The sequence below is a fragment of the Streptomyces iconiensis genome (assembly GCF_028657195.3).
Taxonomy (GTDB): domain Bacteria; phylum Actinomycetota; class Actinomycetes; order Streptomycetales; family Streptomycetaceae; genus Streptomyces; species Streptomyces iconiensis.
The window spans coordinates 43,917-63,915 of the sequence record NZ_JANCPR020000056.1 but is presented as its reverse complement, the minus strand read 5'-3'; the positions used below and the strand labels follow the sequence as shown (position 1 = coordinate 63,915).

Annotated in this window: 16 protein-coding genes; 5 read left to right on the top strand and 11 right to left on the bottom strand. The window is 72.0% G+C overall.

Annotation, left to right across the window (positions count from 1 at the left end; genetic code table 11):
- Positions 1-132, top strand: a 132-nt coding sequence (locus NMN56_RS36740; RefSeq protein ID WP_274046734.1) for an integrase core domain-containing protein, incomplete at its 5' end; no start/stop codon positions are given.
- Between the two features lie 32 nt (positions 133-164).
- On the opposite strand, the gene NMN56_RS36735 is transcribed toward NMN56_RS36740, so the two are convergent.
- The 5 genes from NMN56_RS36735 to NMN56_RS36715 form a co-directional block, all read right to left on the bottom strand.
- Entirely contained in the window at positions 165-947 is a 783-nt protein-coding gene (locus NMN56_RS36735) for a DUF4097 family beta strand repeat-containing protein (protein WP_274046636.1), read from the bottom strand.
- Between the two features lie 118 nt (positions 948-1,065).
- Positions 1,066-4,296, bottom strand: a complete 3,231-nt coding sequence (locus tag NMN56_RS36730; RefSeq protein ID WP_430542810.1) for an amidohydrolase family protein — start codon at positions 4,294-4,296, stop codon at positions 1,066-1,068.
- A 432-nt stretch (positions 4,297-4,728) separates the two neighbouring features.
- Positions 4,729-5,931 carry a dipeptidase gene (locus NMN56_RS36725; RefSeq protein ID WP_274046639.1) on the bottom strand — a complete coding sequence of 401 codons (1,203 nt, stop codon included), beginning with the start codon at positions 5,929-5,931 and terminating at the stop codon, positions 4,729-4,731.
- 2 nt (positions 5,932-5,933) lie between these two features.
- Positions 5,934-6,476, bottom strand: a complete 543-nt coding sequence (purE, locus tag NMN56_RS36720; RefSeq protein WP_274046640.1) for a 5-(carboxyamino)imidazole ribonucleotide mutase — start codon at positions 6,474-6,476, stop codon at positions 5,934-5,936.
- 133 nt (positions 6,477-6,609) lie between these two features.
- Complete coding sequence (locus NMN56_RS36715; RefSeq protein ID WP_274046641.1) at positions 6,610-7,809, bottom strand: 5-(carboxyamino)imidazole ribonucleotide synthase; 1,200 nt, start codon at positions 7,807-7,809, stop codon at positions 6,610-6,612.
- Between the two features lie 303 nt (positions 7,810-8,112).
- On the opposite strand from NMN56_RS36715, the gene NMN56_RS36710 reads away from it, so the two are divergent.
- Positions 8,113-8,721 (top strand): GtrA family protein, encoded by a 609-nt coding sequence (locus tag NMN56_RS36710; protein ID WP_280842911.1) that lies wholly within the window; start codon positions 8,113-8,115, stop codon positions 8,719-8,721.
- Here the strand turns inward: NMN56_RS36710 and NMN56_RS36705 are convergent.
- Together NMN56_RS36705 and NMN56_RS36700 are read right to left on the bottom strand one after the other, a co-directional pair.
- Positions 8,656-9,918 carry an ATP-binding protein gene (locus NMN56_RS36705; RefSeq protein WP_274046643.1) on the bottom strand — a complete coding sequence of 421 codons (1,263 nt, stop codon included), beginning with the start codon at positions 9,916-9,918 and terminating at the stop codon, positions 8,656-8,658. The two genes, NMN56_RS36710 and NMN56_RS36705, sit on opposite strands and share 66 nt — an antisense overlap.
- 12 nt (positions 9,919-9,930) lie before the next feature.
- Positions 9,931-10,611 carry a response regulator transcription factor gene (locus tag NMN56_RS36700; protein ID WP_274046644.1) on the bottom strand — a complete coding sequence of 227 codons (681 nt, stop codon included), beginning with the start codon at positions 10,609-10,611 and terminating at the stop codon, positions 9,931-9,933.
- A 305-nt stretch (positions 10,612-10,916) separates the two neighbouring features.
- Here NMN56_RS36700 and NMN56_RS36695 point away from each other — a divergent pair, with 305 nt between their 5' ends.
- The 3 genes from NMN56_RS36695 to NMN56_RS36685 all read left to right on the top strand — a co-directional run bounded on the left by NMN56_RS36695 (position 10,917) and on the right by NMN56_RS36685 (position 15,214).
- On the top strand, positions 10,917-12,440 hold the full coding sequence (locus NMN56_RS36695) for a peptide MFS transporter (protein ID WP_274046646.1): 1,524 nt from the start codon (positions 10,917-10,919) through the stop codon (positions 12,438-12,440).
- A 235-nt stretch (positions 12,441-12,675) separates the two neighbouring features.
- Entirely contained in the window at positions 12,676-14,136 is a 1,461-nt protein-coding gene (locus NMN56_RS36690; protein WP_274046647.1) for a peptide MFS transporter, read from the top strand.
- A 166-nt stretch (positions 14,137-14,302) separates the two neighbouring features.
- Positions 14,303-15,214 (top strand): alpha/beta hydrolase, encoded by a 912-nt coding sequence (locus NMN56_RS36685; RefSeq protein WP_274046649.1) that lies wholly within the window; start codon positions 14,303-14,305, stop codon positions 15,212-15,214.
- Positions 15,215-15,311: 97 nt separating this feature from the next.
- On the opposite strand, the gene NMN56_RS36680 is transcribed toward NMN56_RS36685, so the two are convergent.
- The 4 genes from NMN56_RS36680 to NMN56_RS36665 form a co-directional block, all read right to left on the bottom strand.
- Positions 15,312-16,496, bottom strand: coding sequence for a hypothetical protein (locus NMN56_RS36680; RefSeq protein WP_430542808.1), 1,185 nt, complete (start codon positions 16,494-16,496; stop codon positions 15,312-15,314).
- Positions 16,493-17,662, bottom strand: coding sequence for a COG1470 family protein (locus NMN56_RS36675; protein WP_274046650.1), 1,170 nt, complete (start codon positions 17,660-17,662; stop codon positions 16,493-16,495). The genes NMN56_RS36680 and NMN56_RS36675 overlap by 4 nt, the downstream gene beginning before the upstream one ends.
- A 210-nt stretch (positions 17,663-17,872) precedes the next feature.
- Positions 17,873-18,649 carry an LPXTG cell wall anchor domain-containing protein gene (locus NMN56_RS36670; RefSeq protein ID WP_430542807.1) on the bottom strand — a complete coding sequence of 259 codons (777 nt, stop codon included), beginning with the start codon at positions 18,647-18,649 and terminating at the stop codon, positions 17,873-17,875.
- 507 nt (positions 18,650-19,156) lie between these two features.
- Entirely contained in the window at positions 19,157-19,882 is a 726-nt protein-coding gene (locus NMN56_RS36665; RefSeq protein WP_430542806.1) for an ATP-binding protein, read from the bottom strand.
- Positions 19,883-19,999: the final 117 nt, after the last annotated feature.

The following is a 19,999-nucleotide window of genomic DNA, read 5'->3' as shown; positions in this document are numbered from 1 at the left end:
ACCTCAGACCAGCAACGACAAGCAGCATTCCCCGACTGGCTCGACTGGTACAACCATCACCGACCCCACACCGGCATCGGCGGAGCCACACCAGCAAGCCGCGTCACCAACCTTCCCGAACAACACACCTAGGGTCCTGACGGCACCATGTGCCAGGTCGGCCGTCAGCCGTGGCGCAGGGTGATGTTTCCGTCCCGGCTGGAGGCGTCGATGCTCCGGGGCGCCGAGGCGTCCCGGGGTATCGATGTCTTGACCCTGCCGTCCCGGGACTTCGTCCGCACGTCGTAGCCGCCCGTGCCGGGCTTCGGCACCGTGACGGTCGTGCGGCCGTCGGCGACGTGCGTACGGACGGACTCCGGCGGCCGGGCGAAGGCGAGCGCGAGATAGCCGTCGCGGGTGTCGGCCGAGACCGAGGGCGAGCGCAACCGCTCCGCCCGTATGTTGCCGTTCCCCGCGCGCAGCGTGAGCGGGCCGCTGACGCCGCTGAGGTTGACGTTGCCGTCCGAGATCCTGATCGCCAGCGGGGCGCTGAAGCCCTTCGCAACGACCCGGCCGTCGTGCGAGATCGCCTTCACGGCCACGTCCCGGGGTACCTCGACGCGGTGACGCGTGTTGCAGTCCACGACGATGCCGCTGCACGTGGTCTTCAGGCGCAGCGTGTTCCCGCCCTCCATCTTCCAGCTCGTGCGGACCTTGCCCGACACCTTGGACGCCCTGAACCAGCGGGTCACCTCGATGTCACGCGCGCCGCCCCGGCGTTCCACCGGCACGAGGTCGAGGCGGCCGTCGTCCGAGACGACCGTCAGCCGCTTCCCCTTGAACGCGAAGCTCTTGTGCTCGGCCTTGCCTCCGCTGACCTCGTCCACCCCGCAACCCGATGTCAGGGACGCGGTGAGGACGGCGGCCACGGTCAGTGCGAGGGCGCCGGCGGCGCGGGATTTCTGCATACCCCGACGCTAGAGAGCCCGGTGGCCCGCCGTAATCCGGCGGGCCACCGGGCCGGGGTGGGGCTGGCCCCCGTGTGAGCGGGCCCGGTGGCCCGCCCGCCCCGTCCCGCAGCAGCCCTCAGTGCCCGGTGTCGCAGCAGCCGTCGCGGCGCAGTTGTCTGCTGACCTCGTGCCAGTGCTGCTCCTGGGGATCGCGGTCGCGGGTCGCGGATGTGCTGTAGGCGTCGATCAGTTCGGCCTGCTCGTACGGGACTCCCCCGCGTACGGCCGTCACGGTGCGGACGAGGGAGTCGAAGTCGGTCAGCGGGTCGCCGTCCACGAACGTCAGATCGGCCAGCTTTCCCTTCTCGACGGTGCCCAGGTCCCGTTCGGCCCCGAAGACCCGCGCGGGCAGCGCCGTCGCCGTGCGCAGCACCTCGTGCGGCTTGAGGCCGGCGCGGTGCAGGGCGCGCAGGGCCAGGTGCAGGTGCAGGCCCACCGGGACGAGCGGCTGGTCGGTGCCGAGCGCGACGGCGCCGCCCTGGGCCAGCACGCGGCGGTAGACGCCCGTCTCGACCGCCAGCGTCGCCAACTCGGCCTCCGTGGGCGGCTTCGCCGCCTGTTTCTGTACGGCGGTGACGTCCCAGGGCGGCATCAGCCGGGTCACCCTGCGGTCCTCGGCCAGCCGCGGGTCGGCGCCCAGCAGCGGTCCCGCCGTGAAGGGCGTGGCGATGAGGTGGAAGTCGCCCGGCGTGGTGTAGATGCCGACGACGTCCTCGTAGCTGTGCCCCGTCGCCGTGGTGGCCCTGCCGAACTCCACCCGCTGCGTGGCCTGGAGGTGCGTGGTGACGTCCTGGCCGACCTGGACGCCCGGTGTGCACAGGTGGCTGCCCGAGCGCACGCCCAGCCGCTCGTGCGCGTACCCGGCGGCCTCCCGCATGAGCCACCAGGGCGCCCGGACATACGTCTTGACGAAGTCCCAGTCGAGCACGCCGGCCCGCTCCAGGGAGCGGCGTACACCGGCGCGGGTGCGGTGTGCCCTGCCCATGCTGTACGCCACGCGCGCACCGTCGAGCAGTTCGCCCGTGGCCAGCAGCCGGGGGCCGGCCAGCTTTCCGGCGCCCAACGCCTCGCGCAGCCTGGCCTGTTCGTAGGCGAAGCCGCCCAGTGAGACGGCCGTGGTGATGCCGTACGCGAGCTGGGTGACCGTCTGTCTGCCGCCGTAGGTGCTCTGCCAGGGGTGCGTGTGCGCGTCCCACAGGCCGGGCAGCACGGTCAGCTCCGAGGCGTCCACGCGGCGCTCGGCCCTGCGGCCCGCGCGGTGCGGGCCGATCTCCGCGATCCGCCCGTCACGCAGGACGAGGTCGATGTCCTCGCGCACTCCGGGGCCCGTGCCGTCCCAGAGCCGGCCGGCGTGCACCACGGTCTCCTTGGGCGCCGGACGGCGCCAGGACAGGTCCACCCGTACGGTGCGCGCACGGCCCGAACGGGCGTCCGCGAGGCGGAGCCTGCCCGACGAGACATACAGCAGGGTGCGCGAGTCGCCCGACCAGGAGGGGTGGTCAGCCGCCTCGTCGGAGAGCCTGCGGGGTGCGCCGTCCGGGGTGCCGTCGGCGCGTACGGGGAGCACCCACAGCGCCGATTCGCTGATCACCGCCATGGAGCGCCCGTCGGGTGACCACACGGGCCCGGAGGCGTAACGGTCGGAGAGCGAGGCGTGCGGCGCGAGCGCGTGCAGGGTGTCCTCGCCGCTGCCGGCGTCCACGACCCTGATGAGGTTGTAGCCCTCGCGGAAGCGGTAGTTGAGCCGGTTGCGGTCGCACAGCGCGATCCGCCGGCCATCGGCGGACCAGGTGGGCGGACCAGGCAGACCACCTGCGCCCAGTGGTGCGGCCAGGGTGCGTTCCGTACCGGCCTTCAGGTCCTTCACCAGGAGATTGCCCGCCATGTCCAGACAGGCCAGCCGTGCGCCGTCGGGCGAGAGCGCGGGGAAGATCCGCCCGCCGTCGGCCAGTACGGACTCCTTGCCGGAGGACAGCTCCCTGCGGCGCACGGCCAGCAGTCCGTCACGGTCGTCGCAGTAGAGCAGCGCCTTGCCGTCCGGAGTGAAGGCGGGCGCCGCGACGTACCGCGTCGGCGCGGCCCGCACCAGCGCACGCGGGCGCCCCTTGCCGTCCGTACGCGCCAGCCACAGCGCGTTGAGCGCGACAAAGGCGGCGTGCCGTCCGTCCGGTGAGAGCACGGGCTGCTGTACGCCCCGCACGCGGTGGGTGCCCGGCGCCTCGAAGCCGTAGTCCTTGACCTCGTACCGCGGCCTGTCCATGGGCAGTTCGGCCGTGAACGGGATGCGCTCCTGCGCCTCGGGACGCGCGGGCCGCAGCAGCCGGAAGGTGCCGGAGACGGTCAGCAGCAGCGTCTCCCTGTCCGCCCAGCGCGGCGGTACGGGCGCGAGGTCGCCGTCGACGGGCACCACCTCGCCGTCCACGAGCAGCGTGCAGGACCCCTTGGGGTGCCCGGTGGTACGCAGCCACGCACGCTTGCCCGAGGGCGAGACGGCGGGCGTCATCAGAGAGGCGCCCTCGGTGCTGTCCGTGTGCTCCGTACGCACGGGGCCGTCGCCGTCGGCCGGGAAGGAGACGAGCGTACGGGCCTGGAGCGCGGGCCCCTGCGGCCCCTCGGTGACGGCGCCGCGTACGCACAGCAGGCGCTCACCGTCCGGCGACCACGTGGGGTCGAAGTCCTCCCAGGCGCCGTCCTGGAGCGGGCCCTCCTGTCCCTTCACACCCGTCAGCCGGGTGAGGCCGCCGCCGCGCAGGTCGAGCACCCAGATCCGGTACGGGCTGCCGCCGACCGTGTCGCCGCCGCGCTCCGAGGCGAAGGCGAGGCGGGTACCGTCGGGCGACCAGGCCGGGCCGCGGTCGTCCCACGGCCCCTCGGTGCGCTGCCGCAGCCCCGAACCGTCGGGGCGCAGCGTCCAGATGTGGAACCCGCCGTCCTTGTACGCGCAGACCGCGAGGGTCTTGCCGTCGGGGGCCAGTACCGGGCGGGTGGGCTCCAGGTCGGGGTCGGAGATCCTGCGGGCCTCACCGCCCGAACGGGGCACGGACCACAGGACGTTCTGCGCCTCCGCGATCAGCCGTCCCGCCTTCGGCACGAGCGTGGCCGCGCCGTTGGTGGCCGCGGAGAAGGAGAGGGTACGGGAACGGGTGGCGGCAGCCGCAGCCTGCGCGGGGCCCGTCGCGACCGTCCCCGGTACGGGAGCTGCCGAGGCGGGTGCGGTCAGCGCGCCTGTGGCCAGCGCCCCGCCGGCGACGGCGCCCGCCTGGAGCAACCGCCGCCGCGCGAGCGCGCCTTCGGCTGTGGTGGACACGGGAGCGGCTGGGGTGGCGGAGTCGACGGTCGCATCCGGGTCGGCTGAGGTGGTCGGGGGCGTGGGGGCCGGAACGTCGTCCGGTCTTGGTGCTTCCGAGGTGGCCAATGGTCCTCCCTGGGCAGAAGCGTGGGCCGCATGATGCTCGCGGGCCCGGCGGTCGGGGTCAATACCGCCTGGTGCAACGGGAGTTGGGGGCCGCAGGGCACGGGACATCCCACGTTCGCTTCAGCCACTGGCCCATCTGCCAGACCACTGGTCCAGAGAACAGCCCGAAAAACAGACCGGCGGCCGGACCAGCCCCCCGTACGGGCAACTGGTCCGGCCGCTGGTCCGGTGACAAATCCGCCGGTCCCGCCGTGGTCCGGTCACCGGCTCCGTGGTCCGGTCACCCGGCTCCGTGGTCCGGGCCGGGCTGCGGCGGGAGGGGGCTCAGCCGTCGAGCTGGTCGATCGTCGCGATGGACGGGCCGCGCCGCTTCTGGATCTCACGTGCGGCCGACTCCGCCTCGCGCAGCACCCGTACGGCGTTGCCCCAGGTGAGCTTGGCGAGGTCGGCCTCCGACCACTGGCGGTCCAGCAACTCGGCCACCAGGTTCGGGTATCCGGCGACGTCCTCCAGCTGTGCGGGGGTGAAGGCGGTGCCGTCGTAGTCGCCGCCGATGCCGATGTGGTCGATGCCCGCGACCTCCCGCATGTGGTCCAGGTGGTCGGCGACGGTGCCGGCGTCCGGGACCGGGCGCGGGTTCGCCTCCTCGAAGGCGCGCTGCACCCGCTTGCCCTCCTCGGTGAGGTCCAGGTGGTTCAGCCCCTGGGCCCGCATGTTCTCGTCCGCCGCGTCGGTCCACGCGACCGCCTCGGGCAGGATGAACTTCGGTACGAACGTGGCCATGGCCACGCCGCCGTTGCCCGCCAGCAGTTCCAGTACGTCGTCCGGGATGTTGCGCGGGTGGTCGCACACCGCGCGCGCCGAGGAGTGCGAGAAGACCACGGGCGCCTCGGTCACGCGCAGCGCGTCCCGCATGGTCCCGGCCGCCACATGGGAGAGGTCGACCATCATCCCCATGCGGTTCATCTCGCGGACGACCTCTTCGCCGAACCGCGAGAGGCCACCGGCGCGCGGCGCGTCCGTGGCGGAGTCGGCCCAGTCCAGGGAGTCGTTGTGGGTGAGCGTCATGTAGCGCACGCCCAGCCGGTGCAGCGCCCGCAGCGTGGCGAGCGAGTTGTTGATGGAGTGTCCGCCCTCGGCTCCCATCAGCGAGGCGATACGTCCGGCCGCGCGCGCCGACTCCATGTCGTCGGCGCAGAACGCGAGTTGGAGGTCACCGGGGTAGCGGGCTGCGAGCAGCCGTACGACGTCGATCTGCTCCAGCGTCGCGCTGACCGCGTCGTCGCCCTTCAGCGAGGCGGGCACGTAGACGGACCAGAACTGGGCGCCCACCCCGCCTTCGCGCAGGCGGGGGATGTCGGTGTGCAGGTGTGCGCGCTGGTCGTGGGCGACATCGCGCTGGTCCAGGTCGTAGAGGACCTGTTCGCGCAGGGCCCACGGCAGGTCGTTGTGGCCGTCCACGACCGGGTGCGCCGCGAGCAGGGTGCGGGCGTGTGCGAGATGAGGGCTGGGGGTGCGCTCCGCCATGGTCAGTTGCCTCCCGCAGAGCCGAAGCCGAATCCGGTGTCGCCCGCTGCCTTCATCCGCAGCCGCTTGCCCTTCTCGGTGGCCTCCTCGTTCAGGTCCTGCTGGAAGTCGTGCATCTTGTCCCGCAGCTCCGTGTCGTGCGCCGCGAGGATGCGTACGGCCAGCAGTCCCGCGTTGCGTGCGCCGCCCACCGAGACGGTGGCCACGGGTACGCCCCCGGGCATCTGCACGATCGACAGCAGCGAGTCCATGCCGTCCAGGTACTTCAGCGGTACCGGGACGCCGATCACCGGCAGCGTCGTGACGGAGGCCAGCATCCCCGGCAGGTGCGCGGCGCCGCCGGCGCCCGCGATGATCGCCTTCAGCCCGCGGTCGGCCGCGTCCTCGCCGTACGCGATCATCTCGCGCGGCATCCGGTGCGCCGAGACGACATCGACCTCGTAGGACACCCCGAACTCGCCGAGCGCCTTGGCCGCCTCCTCCATCACCGGCCAGTCCGAGTCGGACCCCATCACGATCCCCACGAGAGGGTTTGCGCTGCTCATACGTCTCCTAGCTGTAGGTGGAAGGGGCAGGTTCACGGGGCGCGACCCTCAGCCGCCCGGACCCGGCAGGACCGGCCGGGCACTACGCCCTGCGGGACCGGCAGGGCGCGGTGGGAGACCGGCAGGGCGCGGTTCAATCGGTGATCGTGCCCCGCAGGTATCCCGCGGCGTGCGCGGCGCGGTCGCGGGTGGCCTGGAGGTCGTCCCCGTACACGTTGACGTGGCCGACCTTGCGGCCGGGCTTCACGTCCTTGCCGTACATGTGGATCTTCAGCCCGGGGTCGCGTGCCATGCAGTGGAGGTACGCGGAGTACATGTCGGGGAAGTCGCCGCCGAGGACGTTCGCCATGACGGTCCAGGGCGCGCGGGCGCGCGGGTCGCCGAGTGGCAGGTCGAGGACGGCGCGTACGTGGTTGGCGAACTGGGAGGTGACGGCGCCGTCCTGGGTCCAGTGCCCGGAGTTGTGCGGGCGCATGGCCAGCTCGTTGACGAGCAGACGTCCGTCGCGGGTCTCGAACAGCTCGACGGCCAGGTGTCCGACGACGCCGAGTTCGTCCGCGACGCGCAGCGCCAGCTCCTGCGCGTGCGAGGCGGCCTCGCCCGAGAGCCCGGGTGCCGGCGCGATCACGGTGTCGCAGACGCCGTCGACCTGGATGGATTCGACGACGGGGTAGGCGACGGCCTGGCCGTGCGGTGACCGTACGACGTTGGCGGCCAGCTCCCGCGCGAAGTCGACCTTCTCCTCGGCGAGCACGGGCACCCCGGCCTTGAACGGCTCGGCCGCCACGGGGTCCCTGGGCCCCCGTACGATCCACACGCCCTTGCCGTCGTAACCGCCGCGCACCGTCTTGAGGACCACGGGAAAGCCGTCGCCGGCCCCGTCGCCCCCGCCGTCGCTGCCCTCCGCGCCCTCCGCGCCCTCCGCGCCCTCCGCAGCGAAGGCCGCCACATCGGCCGCGTCGCTCACCACGCGGTGGCGCGGCGCCGGGACGCCCAGTGCGGTGAGGCGGGCGCGCATGACGCCCTTGTCCTGGGCGTGGACGAGTGCGTCGGGCCCTGGCCTTACGGGGATGCCGTCGGCCTCCAGGGCGCGAAGGTGCTCCGTCGGCACATGCTCGTGATCGAAGGTGATCACGTCGCAGCCGCGGGCGAAGCTCCGCAGTGTGTCCAGATCGCGGTGGTCGCCGACGACGACGTCGCTCACGACCTGTGCGGCGGAGTCCTGGGGAGTGTCCGAGAGAAGCTTGAACCTGATGCCGAGGGGGATGCCCGCCTCGTGGGTCATACGGGCGAGCTGACCGCCCCCGACCATGCCGACTACCGGGAATGTCACGGATCCCAGGGTACGGGGCCCCGCCCGGTGCCCTCCCCCTGGCCGTCTCCGGGGTACGGGACCCCGGCCGTCTCCGCCCCGGAACCCCACGGACCCCAGCCGTCTCCGGGGCCGGGGTCCGTCGTGGTCACCCCCTCCCGGGGGTACCGGGTGGACGGTGAGAGCATGGCCCGCCACCGGGAAAACCGGCTGCGGCATTGCCCTACGGAACGATTCTCCGGCTGGCTAGCATGGGGCAGCGGACGTCGCCGACCGGCACGCCGACCGAAGGGGCTCAGCATCACTATGGGTGAATGGCGCACAGTGCGCCCGCGACTTGAACGGCTTGTGCGGGAACTCGCCAAGTTCGGCGCCGTGGGCGCCCTGGGGTTCCTCGTGAACGTCGCGATCTTCAACCTGTGCATCCACACGTTCCAGCTCGCGCCCATCCGGTCCGGCGTGATCTCGCAGGTCGTCGCCATCGCCACCAACTATCTGGGCAACCGTTACTGGACGTACCGGCACATCGACAAGAGCCGCGTGCACCGCGAGACGTCGCTGTTCTTCCTGTTCAGCGGGATCGCGCTGGTCCTGGAGAACGGCATCCTGGCGCTGTCGCACTACGGCCTGGACTACACCTCGCCGCTCGCCGACAACATCGCCAAGAACGTCGTCGGGCTCGGCATCGGCACGGTCTTCCGCTTCTGGTCGTACCGGACCTGGGTCTTCCGGGTCAGCGACGACGGGACCGCCAAGGAGGCCCAGGGCGGCGAGGACGCCGGGAACGGCACGGACGTACCGGGGACCGCCGGTGCGGGCAAGCCCCGCGCCGCTGCCACTGCCGGGCGGAAGCGCGTACGCGGGGGCTCACGGCACGTCGACGGCCTCGCGGCTCAGGAAGAGCGCGAACACGGGCGGCAGCTGCTGAAGTAGCTCAAGCCGCCCGCCGTCGGCCTCGGCCAGGTCGCGGGCGACGGCGAGGCCGAGCCCCGTGGAGTTGTGACCGCTCACGGTGCGCTCGAAGACGCGGGAGCCCAGCGCCTCGTCCACTCCGGGGCCCTCGTCCGTGACCTCCAGCACGACCTGGTTGCCCGTGACGCGCGTACGCAGTGCGACGGTGCCGTCGCCGTGCATCAGCGAGTTCTCGATCAGGGTCGCCAGCACCTGCGCGACGGCGCCCGGGGTGCCCACGGCGCGCAGCCCCGACTTGCCCGAGCTGACGAGGGCGCGGCCCGCGCTGCGGTAGGCGGGCTTCCACTCCTCGATCTGCTGCTTGACGATCTCGTCCAGATCGAAGCTGACGGCCGAACCCGAGCGCGGGTCACGGGAGTTGGTGAGCAGCCGCTGCACCACGTCGGTGAGCCGCTCGACCTGTGCGAGCGCGATCGTCGCCTCCTCCTTGACGGTGGCCCGGTCCTCGGGGTCGTCGGTGTCGGCGGTCGCGATGATCTCCTCCAGCCGCATCGAGAGCGCCGTCAGCGGGGTGCGCAGCTGGTGCGAGGCGTCGGCCGCCAGGCGGCGTTCGGCGGTGAGCATGCGCCCGATCCGGTCGGCGCTGCCGTCGAGCACGTCGGCGACCCGGTCCAGCTCGGGCACGCCGTAGCGGCGGTGGCGCGGGCGCGGGTCGCCGGAGCCGAGGCGTTCGGCGGTCTCGGCGAGATCGGTGAGGGGCGCGGCGACGCGGTGTGCCTGGCGCACGGCCAGTACGGCGGCCGAGATGACGGCGAGCACGGCGACGGCGAGGATGATCAGCAGGGTGCGGCCGACCTCGGCACGTACGGCCGAGCGGTCCTCCTGGACGGTGACGCGCTCGCCGTGCGCGCCGGTCTCCCGCGCCTCGACGACGTCGTCGCTCGGCGGCGAGCCCACCTCGACGGGCTTCTTGCCGGGCATCTCGATGCGTACGTAGCGCTCCCGGGACGCGGTGACCCCGATCGACTCGGGGGTCACGCGCTCACCGGCGACCACCCGGCTCTCGACGGTGGACACGAGGCGGACGGCCTCGGACCGTACGTTCTCCTGGGTGCTGTTCTCGATCGTGCGGGTCTCGACGATGACGAGGGAGACGCCGAAGACGGCGACCACGACGAGAACGACCGCGAGGGTGGACAGGATGAGCCGACGGCGCACGTGCCGGCCGTCCTAACTCTTCTCGAAGCGGAACCCGACGCCGCGCACGGTGGCGATGTAGCGCGGGTTGGCGGCATCGTCGCCGAGCTTCTTGCGGAGCCAGGAGATGTGCATGTCCAGCGTCTTGGTGGAGGACCACCAGGTGGTGTCCCAGACCTCCCGCATGAGCTGGTCGCGGGTCACGACCCGGCCCGCGTCGCGCACCAGGACGCGCAGCAGGTCGAACTCCTTCGCCGTGAGCTGGAGTTCCTCCTCGCCCATCCAGGCGCGGTGCGACTCGACGTCGATGCGCACGCCGTGCGTGGCGGGCGGCTGCTGTGGCTCGGCCGGCGTACCGCGCCGCAGCAGGGCGCGCACGCGGGCGAGCAGCTCGGCGAGGCGGAAGGGCTTGGTGACGTAGTCGTCGGCACCGGCGTCGAGCCCGACGACGGTGTCCACCTCGTCGGCGCGTGCGGTGAGGACGAGTACGGGGAAGGTGTGACCCTCGTTGCGCAGGCGGCGGCACACCTCCAGGCCGTCCATACCGGGCAGCCCCAGATCGAGCACGACCAGGTCGATGCCCTCCCGCAGCCCGGCGTCGAGTGCGGTGGGGCCGTCCTCGCGCACCTCGACCTCGTAGCCCTCGCGGCGCAGGGCGCGGGCGAGCGGTTCCGAGATCGATGCGTCATCCTCGGCGAGCAGTACACGGGTCATGAAGCGATGGTAGTCCGCGTAGCCGAGCGTAAGGCTCTCCCGGTGCCCTGGTGACGATCACCTGTTGATCATTGGGTGGAATGAACACGTCACCAATGAATCCCCCGGAGGGTTGCACGCTTCCCCTGTGATCTGCGTCGCAAGCTCTTCCGTCGGGCCGCCGACGGTGACATATGGTGAGTGCACTCATGTAGTGAACGTCAAGGACCTCTTGGCCCACAGCTCCACAGGCCGGGGGTCCTTTCACGTGTGCGGGACCGTCCGGATGGCAGCGCGGCCCGCAGCGCAAGGCAAGGAAGACACATATGGCTCCCAGCCTGACGAAGGACACTCCCGGTAACCCCGGCAAGACCTTCCTCGGCCACCCTCGCGGTCTGGCCACCCTCTTCATGACGGAGATGTGGGAGCGCTTCAGCTTCTACGGCCTTCGCGCTCTTCTGGTCGTCTACCTCGTGGCGGGCGGTCCCGACGCGGGCGAGGGCGGCGCGGGCCACCAGGGCGGCGGCCTGGCCATGACCCTGGCGACGGCGACGGCGATCTACTCCGTCTACAACGCCACGGTGTATCTGCTCACGATGCCCGGCGGCTGGTTCGGTGACCGGGTCTGGGGCCCGCGCAAGACCGTCGCCGTCGGCGCCGGGATCATCATGGTCGGCCACCTGACGCTGGCGCTGCCGGGTCAGGCGAGCTTCTTCATCGGGCTCGCGCTCGTCGCCACCGGCTCGGGGCTGCTGAAGGCCAACATCTCCAAGATGGTCGGCGACCTGTACAACGGGCCCGAGGACCCGCGTCGCGACGGCGGGTTCACCGTCTTCTACATGGGCATCAACACGGGCTCGTTCCTGGCGCCCTTCGTCATCGGCACCGTCGGCCAGACCGTCAACTGGCACCTGGGCTTCGCACTCGCCGCCGTCGGCATGGGCCTCGGCCTGGTCCAGTTCCTCCTCGGCTCGCGCCACCTGGACGAGCGCAGCAGCCAGGTGCCCTCGCCGATCACGGCGCAGGAGCGCTCGACCGTCCTGCGCAAGTCCCTGATGTGGCTGATCGTGGCCGTGGTCTTCTACGGCATCGTGGTCGGCACCGGGCACTTCACGCTGAACTGGGCGATGGTCCCGCTCACGGTCCTCGGCCTGGTCATTCCGGTCGGCATGCTCGTACGCATCAAGCGGGACAAGGAACTCACCACGGCCGACCAGGGCCGGATGACCGGCTACATCTGGTTCTTCGTCGCCGCGGCGATCTTCTGGATGATCTACGACCAGGGCGCCTCGACCGTCCAGGCGTTCGGGGACGCGAAGACCTCGACACAGATCTTCGGCTGGTCCTTCCCCTCGACCTGGTTCCAGTCGATCAACCCGCTGTTCATCATCCTGCTCGCGCCGCTCTTCGCCTCGCTGTGGCTGGCGCTCGCCCGGCGGGCCAAGGAGCCGAGCACCACGGCGAAGTTCGGCTTCGCGCTGGTCGTCACCGGCCTCTCGTTCTTCGTTTTCATGATCCCGATGAGCACGGCTGCCGACGGCACCAAGGTCACGCCGATGTGGCTGGTGCTGATCTTCCTGATGCACACCATCGCCGAGCTGTGCCTCTCCCCCGTCGGCCTCTCGGTCACCACCAAGCTGGCCCCCGCCAAGTACGGCAGCCAGCTGATGGGCGTGTGGTTCCTCGCCGTCACCGCAGGCGACAGCGTCACCGGGCTGCTCTCCATAGGCGGCGCCAACCTCAGCACCACGGGCATGGTCGGCATGGAGGCCGCGCTGGCCGCACTGGCCGGGGTCGCGGTGTTCATGTACCGCAAGAAGATCACCTCGACGATGGACGAGGTGAAGTAGCCCGCGACCGCGGGCCCGTAGCCGCGGAGCCGCAGGCCCGTAGCTACGGTTCCGCAGCCGCGGACCCGTGACCCCAGGCCCGTGACCCCAGGCCCGTGACCGCGGGCCAACTCGCCGAGGCGGCAGGCCGTTCCGGAACCCCGTACGGGGGACGCCGGAGCGGCCTGCTCCGCTTCTGCCCGCCCCCTCGCCATTCTGGACGGGCACATCCGTACCCTCCGGCGAGGAACTCCCCATGGCGTCAGCCAAGACGTTCTTCGGCCACCCGCGCGGGCTGGCCACCCTCTTCCTGACGGAGATGTGGGAGCGCTTCAGCTTCTACGGCATGCGCGCGCTGCTCGTCCTCTACCTCACGGCTGCCGCCTCCGAGGGCGGCATGGGCATGGCCACATCGACGGCCGTCGCCCTCTACTCCGTCTACAACGCGACCGTCTACCTGATGTCGATGCCCGGCGGCTGGCTCGGGGACCGCGTATGGGGCCCGCGCCGTACGGTCGCGATCTCGGCCTTCGTCATCATGCTCGGCCACCTGATGCTGGCCACCACCGTGCCCGCGCTCTTCTACACCGGGCTCGTCCTCATCGGCGTCGGCTCAGGGCTGCTGAAGGCCAACATCTCCACGATGGTCGGCCACCTCTACCAGGGCCCCAACGACCCGCGCCGCGACGGCGGATTCACCGTCTTCTACATGGGCATCAACATCGGCGGCTTCGCCGCGCCGCTGCTCATCGGCTGGGCGGGCCAGAAGGTCAGCTGGCACCTCGGCTTCGGGCTCGCAGCCGCCGGCATGGCCGTCGGCCTGATCCAGTTCCTCGCCGGAACCCGGCACCTGGCAGAGCACTCGGCGCTGGTCCCCAACCCGCTGAGCCACGCGGAGCGGCGCCGCGCGCTGCGCAACACCGGCCTGGGTGTGCTGGTCCTGGCCGTCTTCTACGGCGCCGTCGCGCTCGCCGATGCCTTCACCCTCGACTGGGTGCTGTGGCCCGTCAGCATCGCGGGGCTCGCGCTGCCCACGTACTACTTCACGCGGATGCGGCGCGACAGAGAGGTCACGGCGGACGAGAAGCGGAAGCTGACGGGCTACATCTGGTTCTTCGTCGCCGCCGCCGTCTTCTTCATGATCTTCGACCAGGCCGGCTCGACCCTGAACCTGTTCGCCGAGCACAGCACCTCGGCCGATCTGCTGGGGCTGACCTTCCCGACCAGCTGGTTCCAGTCCGTGAACCCGCTGTGGGTGATGATCCTGGCGCCACCGCTGGCGGCGCTGTGGGTCAAGCTCGGCAGCCGTAACCCGTCGACCACGACGAAGTTCTCCCTCGGCCTGATCGGCGTCGGGCTGGCGTTCGGCGTGATGTCGCTGGCCATGGCCGCCTCCGCCGGGGGCGAGAAGGTCAGCCCGCTGTGGCTGATCGTCGTCTATCTCATCCAGACCCTCGCCGAGCTGTGCCTCTCTCCCGTCGGCCTCTCGGTCACCACCAAGCTGGCCCCCGAGAAGTACGCCAGCCAGCTCATGGGCGTGTGGTTCCTCGCCGTCACCGCGGGCGACTGCGTCTTCGCGCTCCTCCAGCTCGTCATCGAGGGCGCCGCCAGCGGGCGAACGGGCTTCGCCGTACAGGGAGCCGTCGCCGTCGCCGCCGGGCTGGTGTTCCTCGCGAGCCGCAGGCGGGTGAACGCGCTGCTCGGGACCGTCAAGTGAGCGCGGAGCCGGCACGGAGCGAGCGTGAAGCCGGCACCGAAACGGGCACGGGAACGGGAACGGGCACGGGAACGGGCACGGAAGTGAGCCCCGTGCGGCCCGTACGCCGTTCCCGTTCGGACCCCGCCCGGGTGCGGCGCGGAACGCCGCCGGTGACGATGTGGCCGTGCGCCGAGTGCTGTGTGTCCTCGCCGTCAGCATGGCGATGCTGCTGGGTTCGTCCTTCGCGGTTCCCGCCCCCGAGGCGGGCAGCGCGCGCGGACCCGTGCGGGCCGAGGACGCCAACGGCGCCTTTGTGCCCTTCGCCTACGGGCGGCACCCCCGCCAGCGACTCCTCGCGCTCTGGGAGGGCAACGGCGTACGCCCTGAACCGCGCAGGGGCGCCGTCGTCGTCCTGCACGGCGGCTACTGGACGGCCGACCGCTCACCGCACTGGAACACCTGGTCGGCACGGTTCGCCGAGGCCGGGTTCGCCGTCTTCGACATCGAGTACCGGCGCAACGTCGATGCCCGATGGCCCGGCCCCCGCGACGACGTACGCGCCGCGCTCGGCTGGATCCGGCGGCGTGCCCCCTACTTCGGCGTGAACCCGGGCCGCGTCTTCCTCGTCGGCTCCTCAGCCGGCGGCCATCTCGCCCTCAACGCGGGGCTCCTCGGCGCCGGGCACGCCCGGGTCGCGGGTGTCGTCGGCCTCTCCGCCGTCGCGGAACCGCTGCGTGCCTGGCACGACGGCGCGGGCACCGCGCCCGCACGCGAGCGCCGCGTCCGCGCCAACGCGCGCGTCCTGGCGGGCTGCGACCCCGCCGACTGCCCCCTCGTATGGGCCGACATGTCGGCGGCGCAGCACGCCTCGGCCGGCGATCCCCCGGCGCTGCTCCTGCACTCCCGCTGGGACTTCGTGCCCGCCACGCACGCGTGCGCGCTGGCCCGTGCCCAGCGCGCACGCGGGACACGGGCGGGGGCCGTCACCGTCGTCACCGTCCCCGGAACCCGGCACGGCGGCCCGCTCCTGGACCACCCCGGCACGTTCTCGCTCATCCTCAAGTGGCTGCGCGCCCGATCCGTGACACGTGCCTGAGCCGTGACGCGTGCCTGAGCCGTGACGCGTGCCTGAGCCTGAACCTGACGCGTGCCTGAGCCTGACGGTCCGCGCCTGTGCGTCCCGCGTGCCTGAGCTACGGCGGGCCGTCCACGGGGCCCGGGCCCGGCCCAGGTCTCGGGGTGAGTGTGGTGTCGGGTGTGAACCACGGGAGGGTACTGGTGGTTTCGGACGGGGGTGCGGGCGCGGGCGCGGGTGAGGCAGCGGGCGGGCGGGCACGGCGCCGGGCCGCGTGCGAGGGCTCGCGGACCTGCTGCTGCGGCAGCCGCGAGCGGAGGCGCTCCTTCCAGGCGCGGCGGTCCGAGACGATCTCGCCGGGGCTGCGTGGGCGGGCACGCTCCACGACCGCCATGCCGAGGCGGAAGACGGCCAGCGGCACCACGGCGAAGAGCAGGATCCAGAAGAGGGTCACGCCCCAGGGCCGGCCCACGTCCCAGGGCTGTTCCGTGAGCACCTTCTCGCCGTACTTCGCGGCGACCGTGTAGTCCCCGTGGGCCCCGGACGACAGCTCGACAGGCAACTTGACCTGCGCCTTCTTACCGGGATCCACCGTGCCACGCCACTGCTGGCGCTCCCACTCGGGCGCGAGCACACCGTGCGCCGTACCGATCTCGAAGACGGGGTCCTTGGCGCGGTCGGCGCCGAGATTGCCCACCGTCAGGACGAGTTGGCGCTGTTCGGGCGCGCCGAACCAGTTGAGCAGTCCGCTGTCGCCCTCCAGCCGCGCGGCCAGCACGGACAGCCGCCCGCCCGTACGTTCCTTCGGCAGCGGCTTGACGGGATGCCCCGCCACCTGGAACTTCGCGTCGGCCGACGCATGCGCGCCCGTCACCGTCGTCGCCCGTACGACACAGGGGCACGGCTTGGGCGGCTCGGTGACCGGGATCTTCTTGGTGAAGGTGCCGTCCTTGCCGGTGGTCACGGCCCTGCCCTCCGCGTTGGCGCACGCGTTCGTGCCGCCGATCGCGTTCTGGCCGCAGACCAGGAGCGTGAGCAGCGTGTCGGAGCGCCAGCCCTTGCCCCGCACGGTGACGCTGCCGCCCGTGCCCGCCTCGCCCTTGGAGAGGGTGATCGTGGGACGCGCCACGGCAAGCGCTGCCGCGGGCGCCGCCGCTGACGCCGCCACGGGCGCCGCGGGCGCCGCCGACGGTTCGGCCGCTGGTGCCGCCGCGGCGGGGGCGCCCGGCAGCAGGGCCAGTGCCAGGGCCACCACCAGGGTGCCCAGCGTCGCGCGTGCCGTCGTCCGGATGCTCGTGCTCACTTCGCCGCTCCCGTCAACTCACGCTGTCCGCCGCTGTCCTGGTCGCCGGGCCCCTCGCCGGCCGCCGCGCCACCGCTCTCCCCGCCGTCCCCGCCCTCTTCGCTCTCTTCGCCGTCCCCGCCCTCTTCGCCGTCCGGCGGGGCTGACCGTGCACGTGCCGCCGTGCGTCTCTTCCGCACGTACCAGCCCGTCTTCCGTACGTACCAGCCAGCGCCGCCGGCCGCGAGGGCCAGGAGCGCGAGACCCGTACCGATACCGGCCCAGGGCACGGCGGTGTACGAAGCGGTGGCCTCTCCCCGCGCGCCGCCCTCCGCCGTCACCCGCAGCCGTACGTCGGCCAGTTCGAGGTCGGGCGCGTTCGGCCACGGCTCATGGAGCGTGACGCGCTGACCCGGCAACAGCTCGACCGGAAGCGGGCGTTCCGCGCGGTGCAGCAGCTGCCCGAAGCCCCCGTCGGCGCTCACGGCGAGGCGGGGCCGCAGCGCGGTGTTGCCCCTGTTGACGAGGGTGTACGCGATCGAGGCGCCGTCGCCCTTGTCCCGCACGGCGGCCTTCTCGACGCTCAGCGCGGCGAGCGTAGGGCCGCTCACCCGCAGGTGCACGCGGACTCCCGACTCGCGGTCACCGTCGCTGACCACGACGGCCGACGGGTGGTCGCCCGGCACCGCACCCGCGGGAACGGACACCGTGAACGGAACCTCCGCACGGGTACGCGGCGGCACCTTCACGGAGTCCTCCGCGAGGGCCAGCCACTTGCCGGCGCCCTCGCTCCTTCCCTTGCCGCGCACGGCGAAGCCGCCACCGCGCGCGTTGTACGCGTCGGCGCCGCGCAGCCGGAACGTACGGGCCCGCGCGCTCTCGTTGGTGAGCGCGAGGGTGTCCTTGAGGACGGCGCCTGGAGCACCCTCCAGGTAGAAGTAGGAGCGCGCGTCACGGGACTTCTCGCCCTGTGGCGGCGCGGGCGAAGCCGACCAACGGGGCTCGTCCTTCGACGACTTCGGCTTCTTCGCCTGCGTTGTCTGCGTTTTCTGCGTTTTCTGTGCTGGCTGTGCTGGCTCCTTCAGCGGCTTCAGCTGCTTCGACTGCTTCGACTGCTTCAGGTCCTTCGCCGCCGGGACGGCCGAGGCGGGCGCACCGGCCGCGAGTACGACGGCGAGTGCGGCCACGAGTACGGAGAGGACGGCGCGTGCCGTCAGCGACGGCGGCGGAGTCCCGGCACTTCTCCGGGTGCGGGACGGCGGTGGGCCACCCCCCGTTCCCCGGTGCGGAGGCGCGGGTGCGCCGGGGACGGGGGGCGGTGCGGATGGCGCGGAACCGGCGAACGTACGGCGCTGTGCGCGTACGCCGTGGCCCGGCGCTGTACGGCCCCCCACGGTCTAGTGCCGGACCGCGGCCCTGCGCCGCGTCACCCACAGCGTGCCGGCGACTCCCGCGAGGAGCACCGTCCCGCCGAGTGTGCCGAGCGCCACGGCCGAGTCGGCCGGGCCCGTCTTGGGCAGTTCGCCGCCGCTCGGTGCCGACTGGCTGCCGCCCGATGCGGCTGCCTCGCCGCCGGAACCGCCCGTGGCCGCTCCGCCGCCGGTGTCACCGCCACCGCTGCCGCCCGTGTCCCCGCCGCCACTGCCGCCCGACGCCTTCACGTCGAGGGAGAGGGAAGGCTTCGGGTTGTTCTTGGGCGTACAGGTGGTGGTGGTACCCATCGCCTTGATGGTCAGGGTGCTGGCGGTGAAGGTGACCTTGCCGCTCTTCTTGGGTGTGTACGTACCCGTCAAGTCCGGGATCTTGATCGGGGTGTTGGCCGGAATGGCCTTGTCGTTGCTCGCCCCGGTCATCGGAACGTTGCCGGTTTCGGCACCGCCGAGCTTGACGAGGGCGCTGGGCTTCATCGCGCCCTTGCCCAGTTCCACAGGGCTGGAGGAGACGCCCTTCTGGAACGACATCGTGAGCTTGTAGCCGCTGCCGCTCTTGGTGCTCTTGATGTCGATCGGCGAGACCGCGCCCTTGTTTCCGATCGGGGTCTTGCACTGGTAGTCGACGTCGACCGTCGCGGCGCTCGCGGCCGGAGCCGACAGCATCACCGCTGAACCGGCGACGATCGCCGCCACCGCCGTAGCGGCGGCGGAACGACTGTGGCGCTTCTTGCTGTGGGACACCGGGTTTCCCCCTTCATCCTTGCTCGCAAGTTACTGACGACACATCAGATTGGGCGCTGACAGTACGCCCGACCCCTTGCCGATGGAAGACCAATTACGCGTCACCGCGAGGGGTTCGTCACAGCGGCGATCCACCCCAAATCATCCGGGGAACCCCCAAACTCCCCTCTCCACCTTCCAGTTGGGCCCAGTCGGCCCCTGCCCCGACCCCCTTGACCGCCGGGCTCCTTGGACCCCTGGCCCCTGAACTCCGCCGGCGGCGGCACGCCTCGCTCCCCCGCGACGGCGAGCAACCACAACGACGAAGGCCCGGCGGAACCAGATTCCGCCGAACCCAGTCCGCCGTGGCGTGCCGCCGTTACGGCGGGGAAGAGGGGGCGGCGGCGCGCGGCAAAGGTGAGGGTCCGGCGGAATCGGATTCCGTCGGACCCTGTCGGCTGTGGCGTGCCGCCGTTGTGGCGGGAGGAAGGTGGGCTCAGAGGTGCGGGGGGAGTGCCGGGTGGCGGGTCAGTTGGGGGCGGCGAGTTCGGCCCAGACCGTTTTGCCGGGTCCGTTGGTGTTGCGGACGACACCCCAGTCCAGGCACAGGCGCTGGACGATGAACATGCCGTGGCCGCCGGGCCGCCCGGCCCTGTGCGGGGTGCGCGGGGACGGCGCACCGCTGCCGAGGTCGACGATCTCCAGGCGCAGCACCTTCGAGCCGGCGCCGACCCGCAGTTCCTCGGGCCCGTTCGCGTGCAGGCACGCGTTCGTGACGAGTTCGGAGACGACGAGCAGCACGTCTTCGGCGGCGGCACGCTGGTCGCCCGTGGAGGCGGGGAGCCAGCCCCAGTCCTCCAGCGCCTGGCGCGTGAAGTCACGTGCCCGGGGCACGGCGCCGGTGGCGCCGACGAGCCGCAGCCTGCGGACCTGCCGCATCGGCTGGCCGCCCTGCCGCGTGGTCACGGCAGCCGTCACCGTGGCGGCACTCTCCGCAGCGGTCTCCATGGTGCCGCTCCCCCCTTCCGCATCGGAGTCTGTCTCTGACCCACTGTTGTCAGCACGCGTACCGGCCCGGGAGGCGCTGTCCGTGCCCCTCCCGGAGACGTCGCCCAAGGGAGCGCCGCCGACGGCGGCACCGGTCACGGAGGAGGCGCCACCGGCGGAGGCGTCACCCGCGGCGGCGGCGGTCGCCGAGGCGCCCTCGGGCTCCGGGCCGCAGTCGCCCGCCGGGTGCGGCCGGGTGGTGCTCATCAGTGGTTCACCTCACCGATCACCGGTTTACCGATTCGCCTTCTCGCGCCTGCCCGCGACGGGGCTGAGCACGTTGTCCACGAATGCCTGACAGATTCAGAGGTCTCCTGCCCGGCC

Coding starts and splice junctions, on each gene's coding strand:
- NMN56_RS36735 (WP_274046636.1), bottom strand. CDS start 947: ATGCAGAAATCCCGCGCCGCCGGCGCCCTCGCACTGACCGTGGCCGCC.
- NMN56_RS36725 (WP_274046639.1), bottom strand. CDS start 5,931: ATGGCGGAGCGCACCCCCAGCCCTCATCTCGCACACGCCCGCACCCTG.
- purE (WP_274046640.1), bottom strand. CDS start 6,476: ATGAGCAGCGCAAACCCTCTCGTGGGGATCGTGATGGGGTCCGACTCG.
- NMN56_RS36700 (WP_274046644.1), bottom strand. CDS start 10,611: ATGACCCGTGTACTGCTCGCCGAGGATGACGCATCGATCTCGGAACCG.
- NMN56_RS36695 (WP_274046646.1), top strand. CDS start 10,917: ATGGCTCCCAGCCTGACGAAGGACACTCCCGGTAACCCCGGCAAGACC.
- NMN56_RS36690 (WP_274046647.1), top strand. CDS start 12,676: ATGGCGTCAGCCAAGACGTTCTTCGGCCACCCGCGCGGGCTGGCCACC.
- NMN56_RS36665 (WP_430542806.1), bottom strand. CDS start 19,882: ATGAGCACCACCCGGCCGCACCCGGCGGGCGACTGCGGCCCGGAGCCC.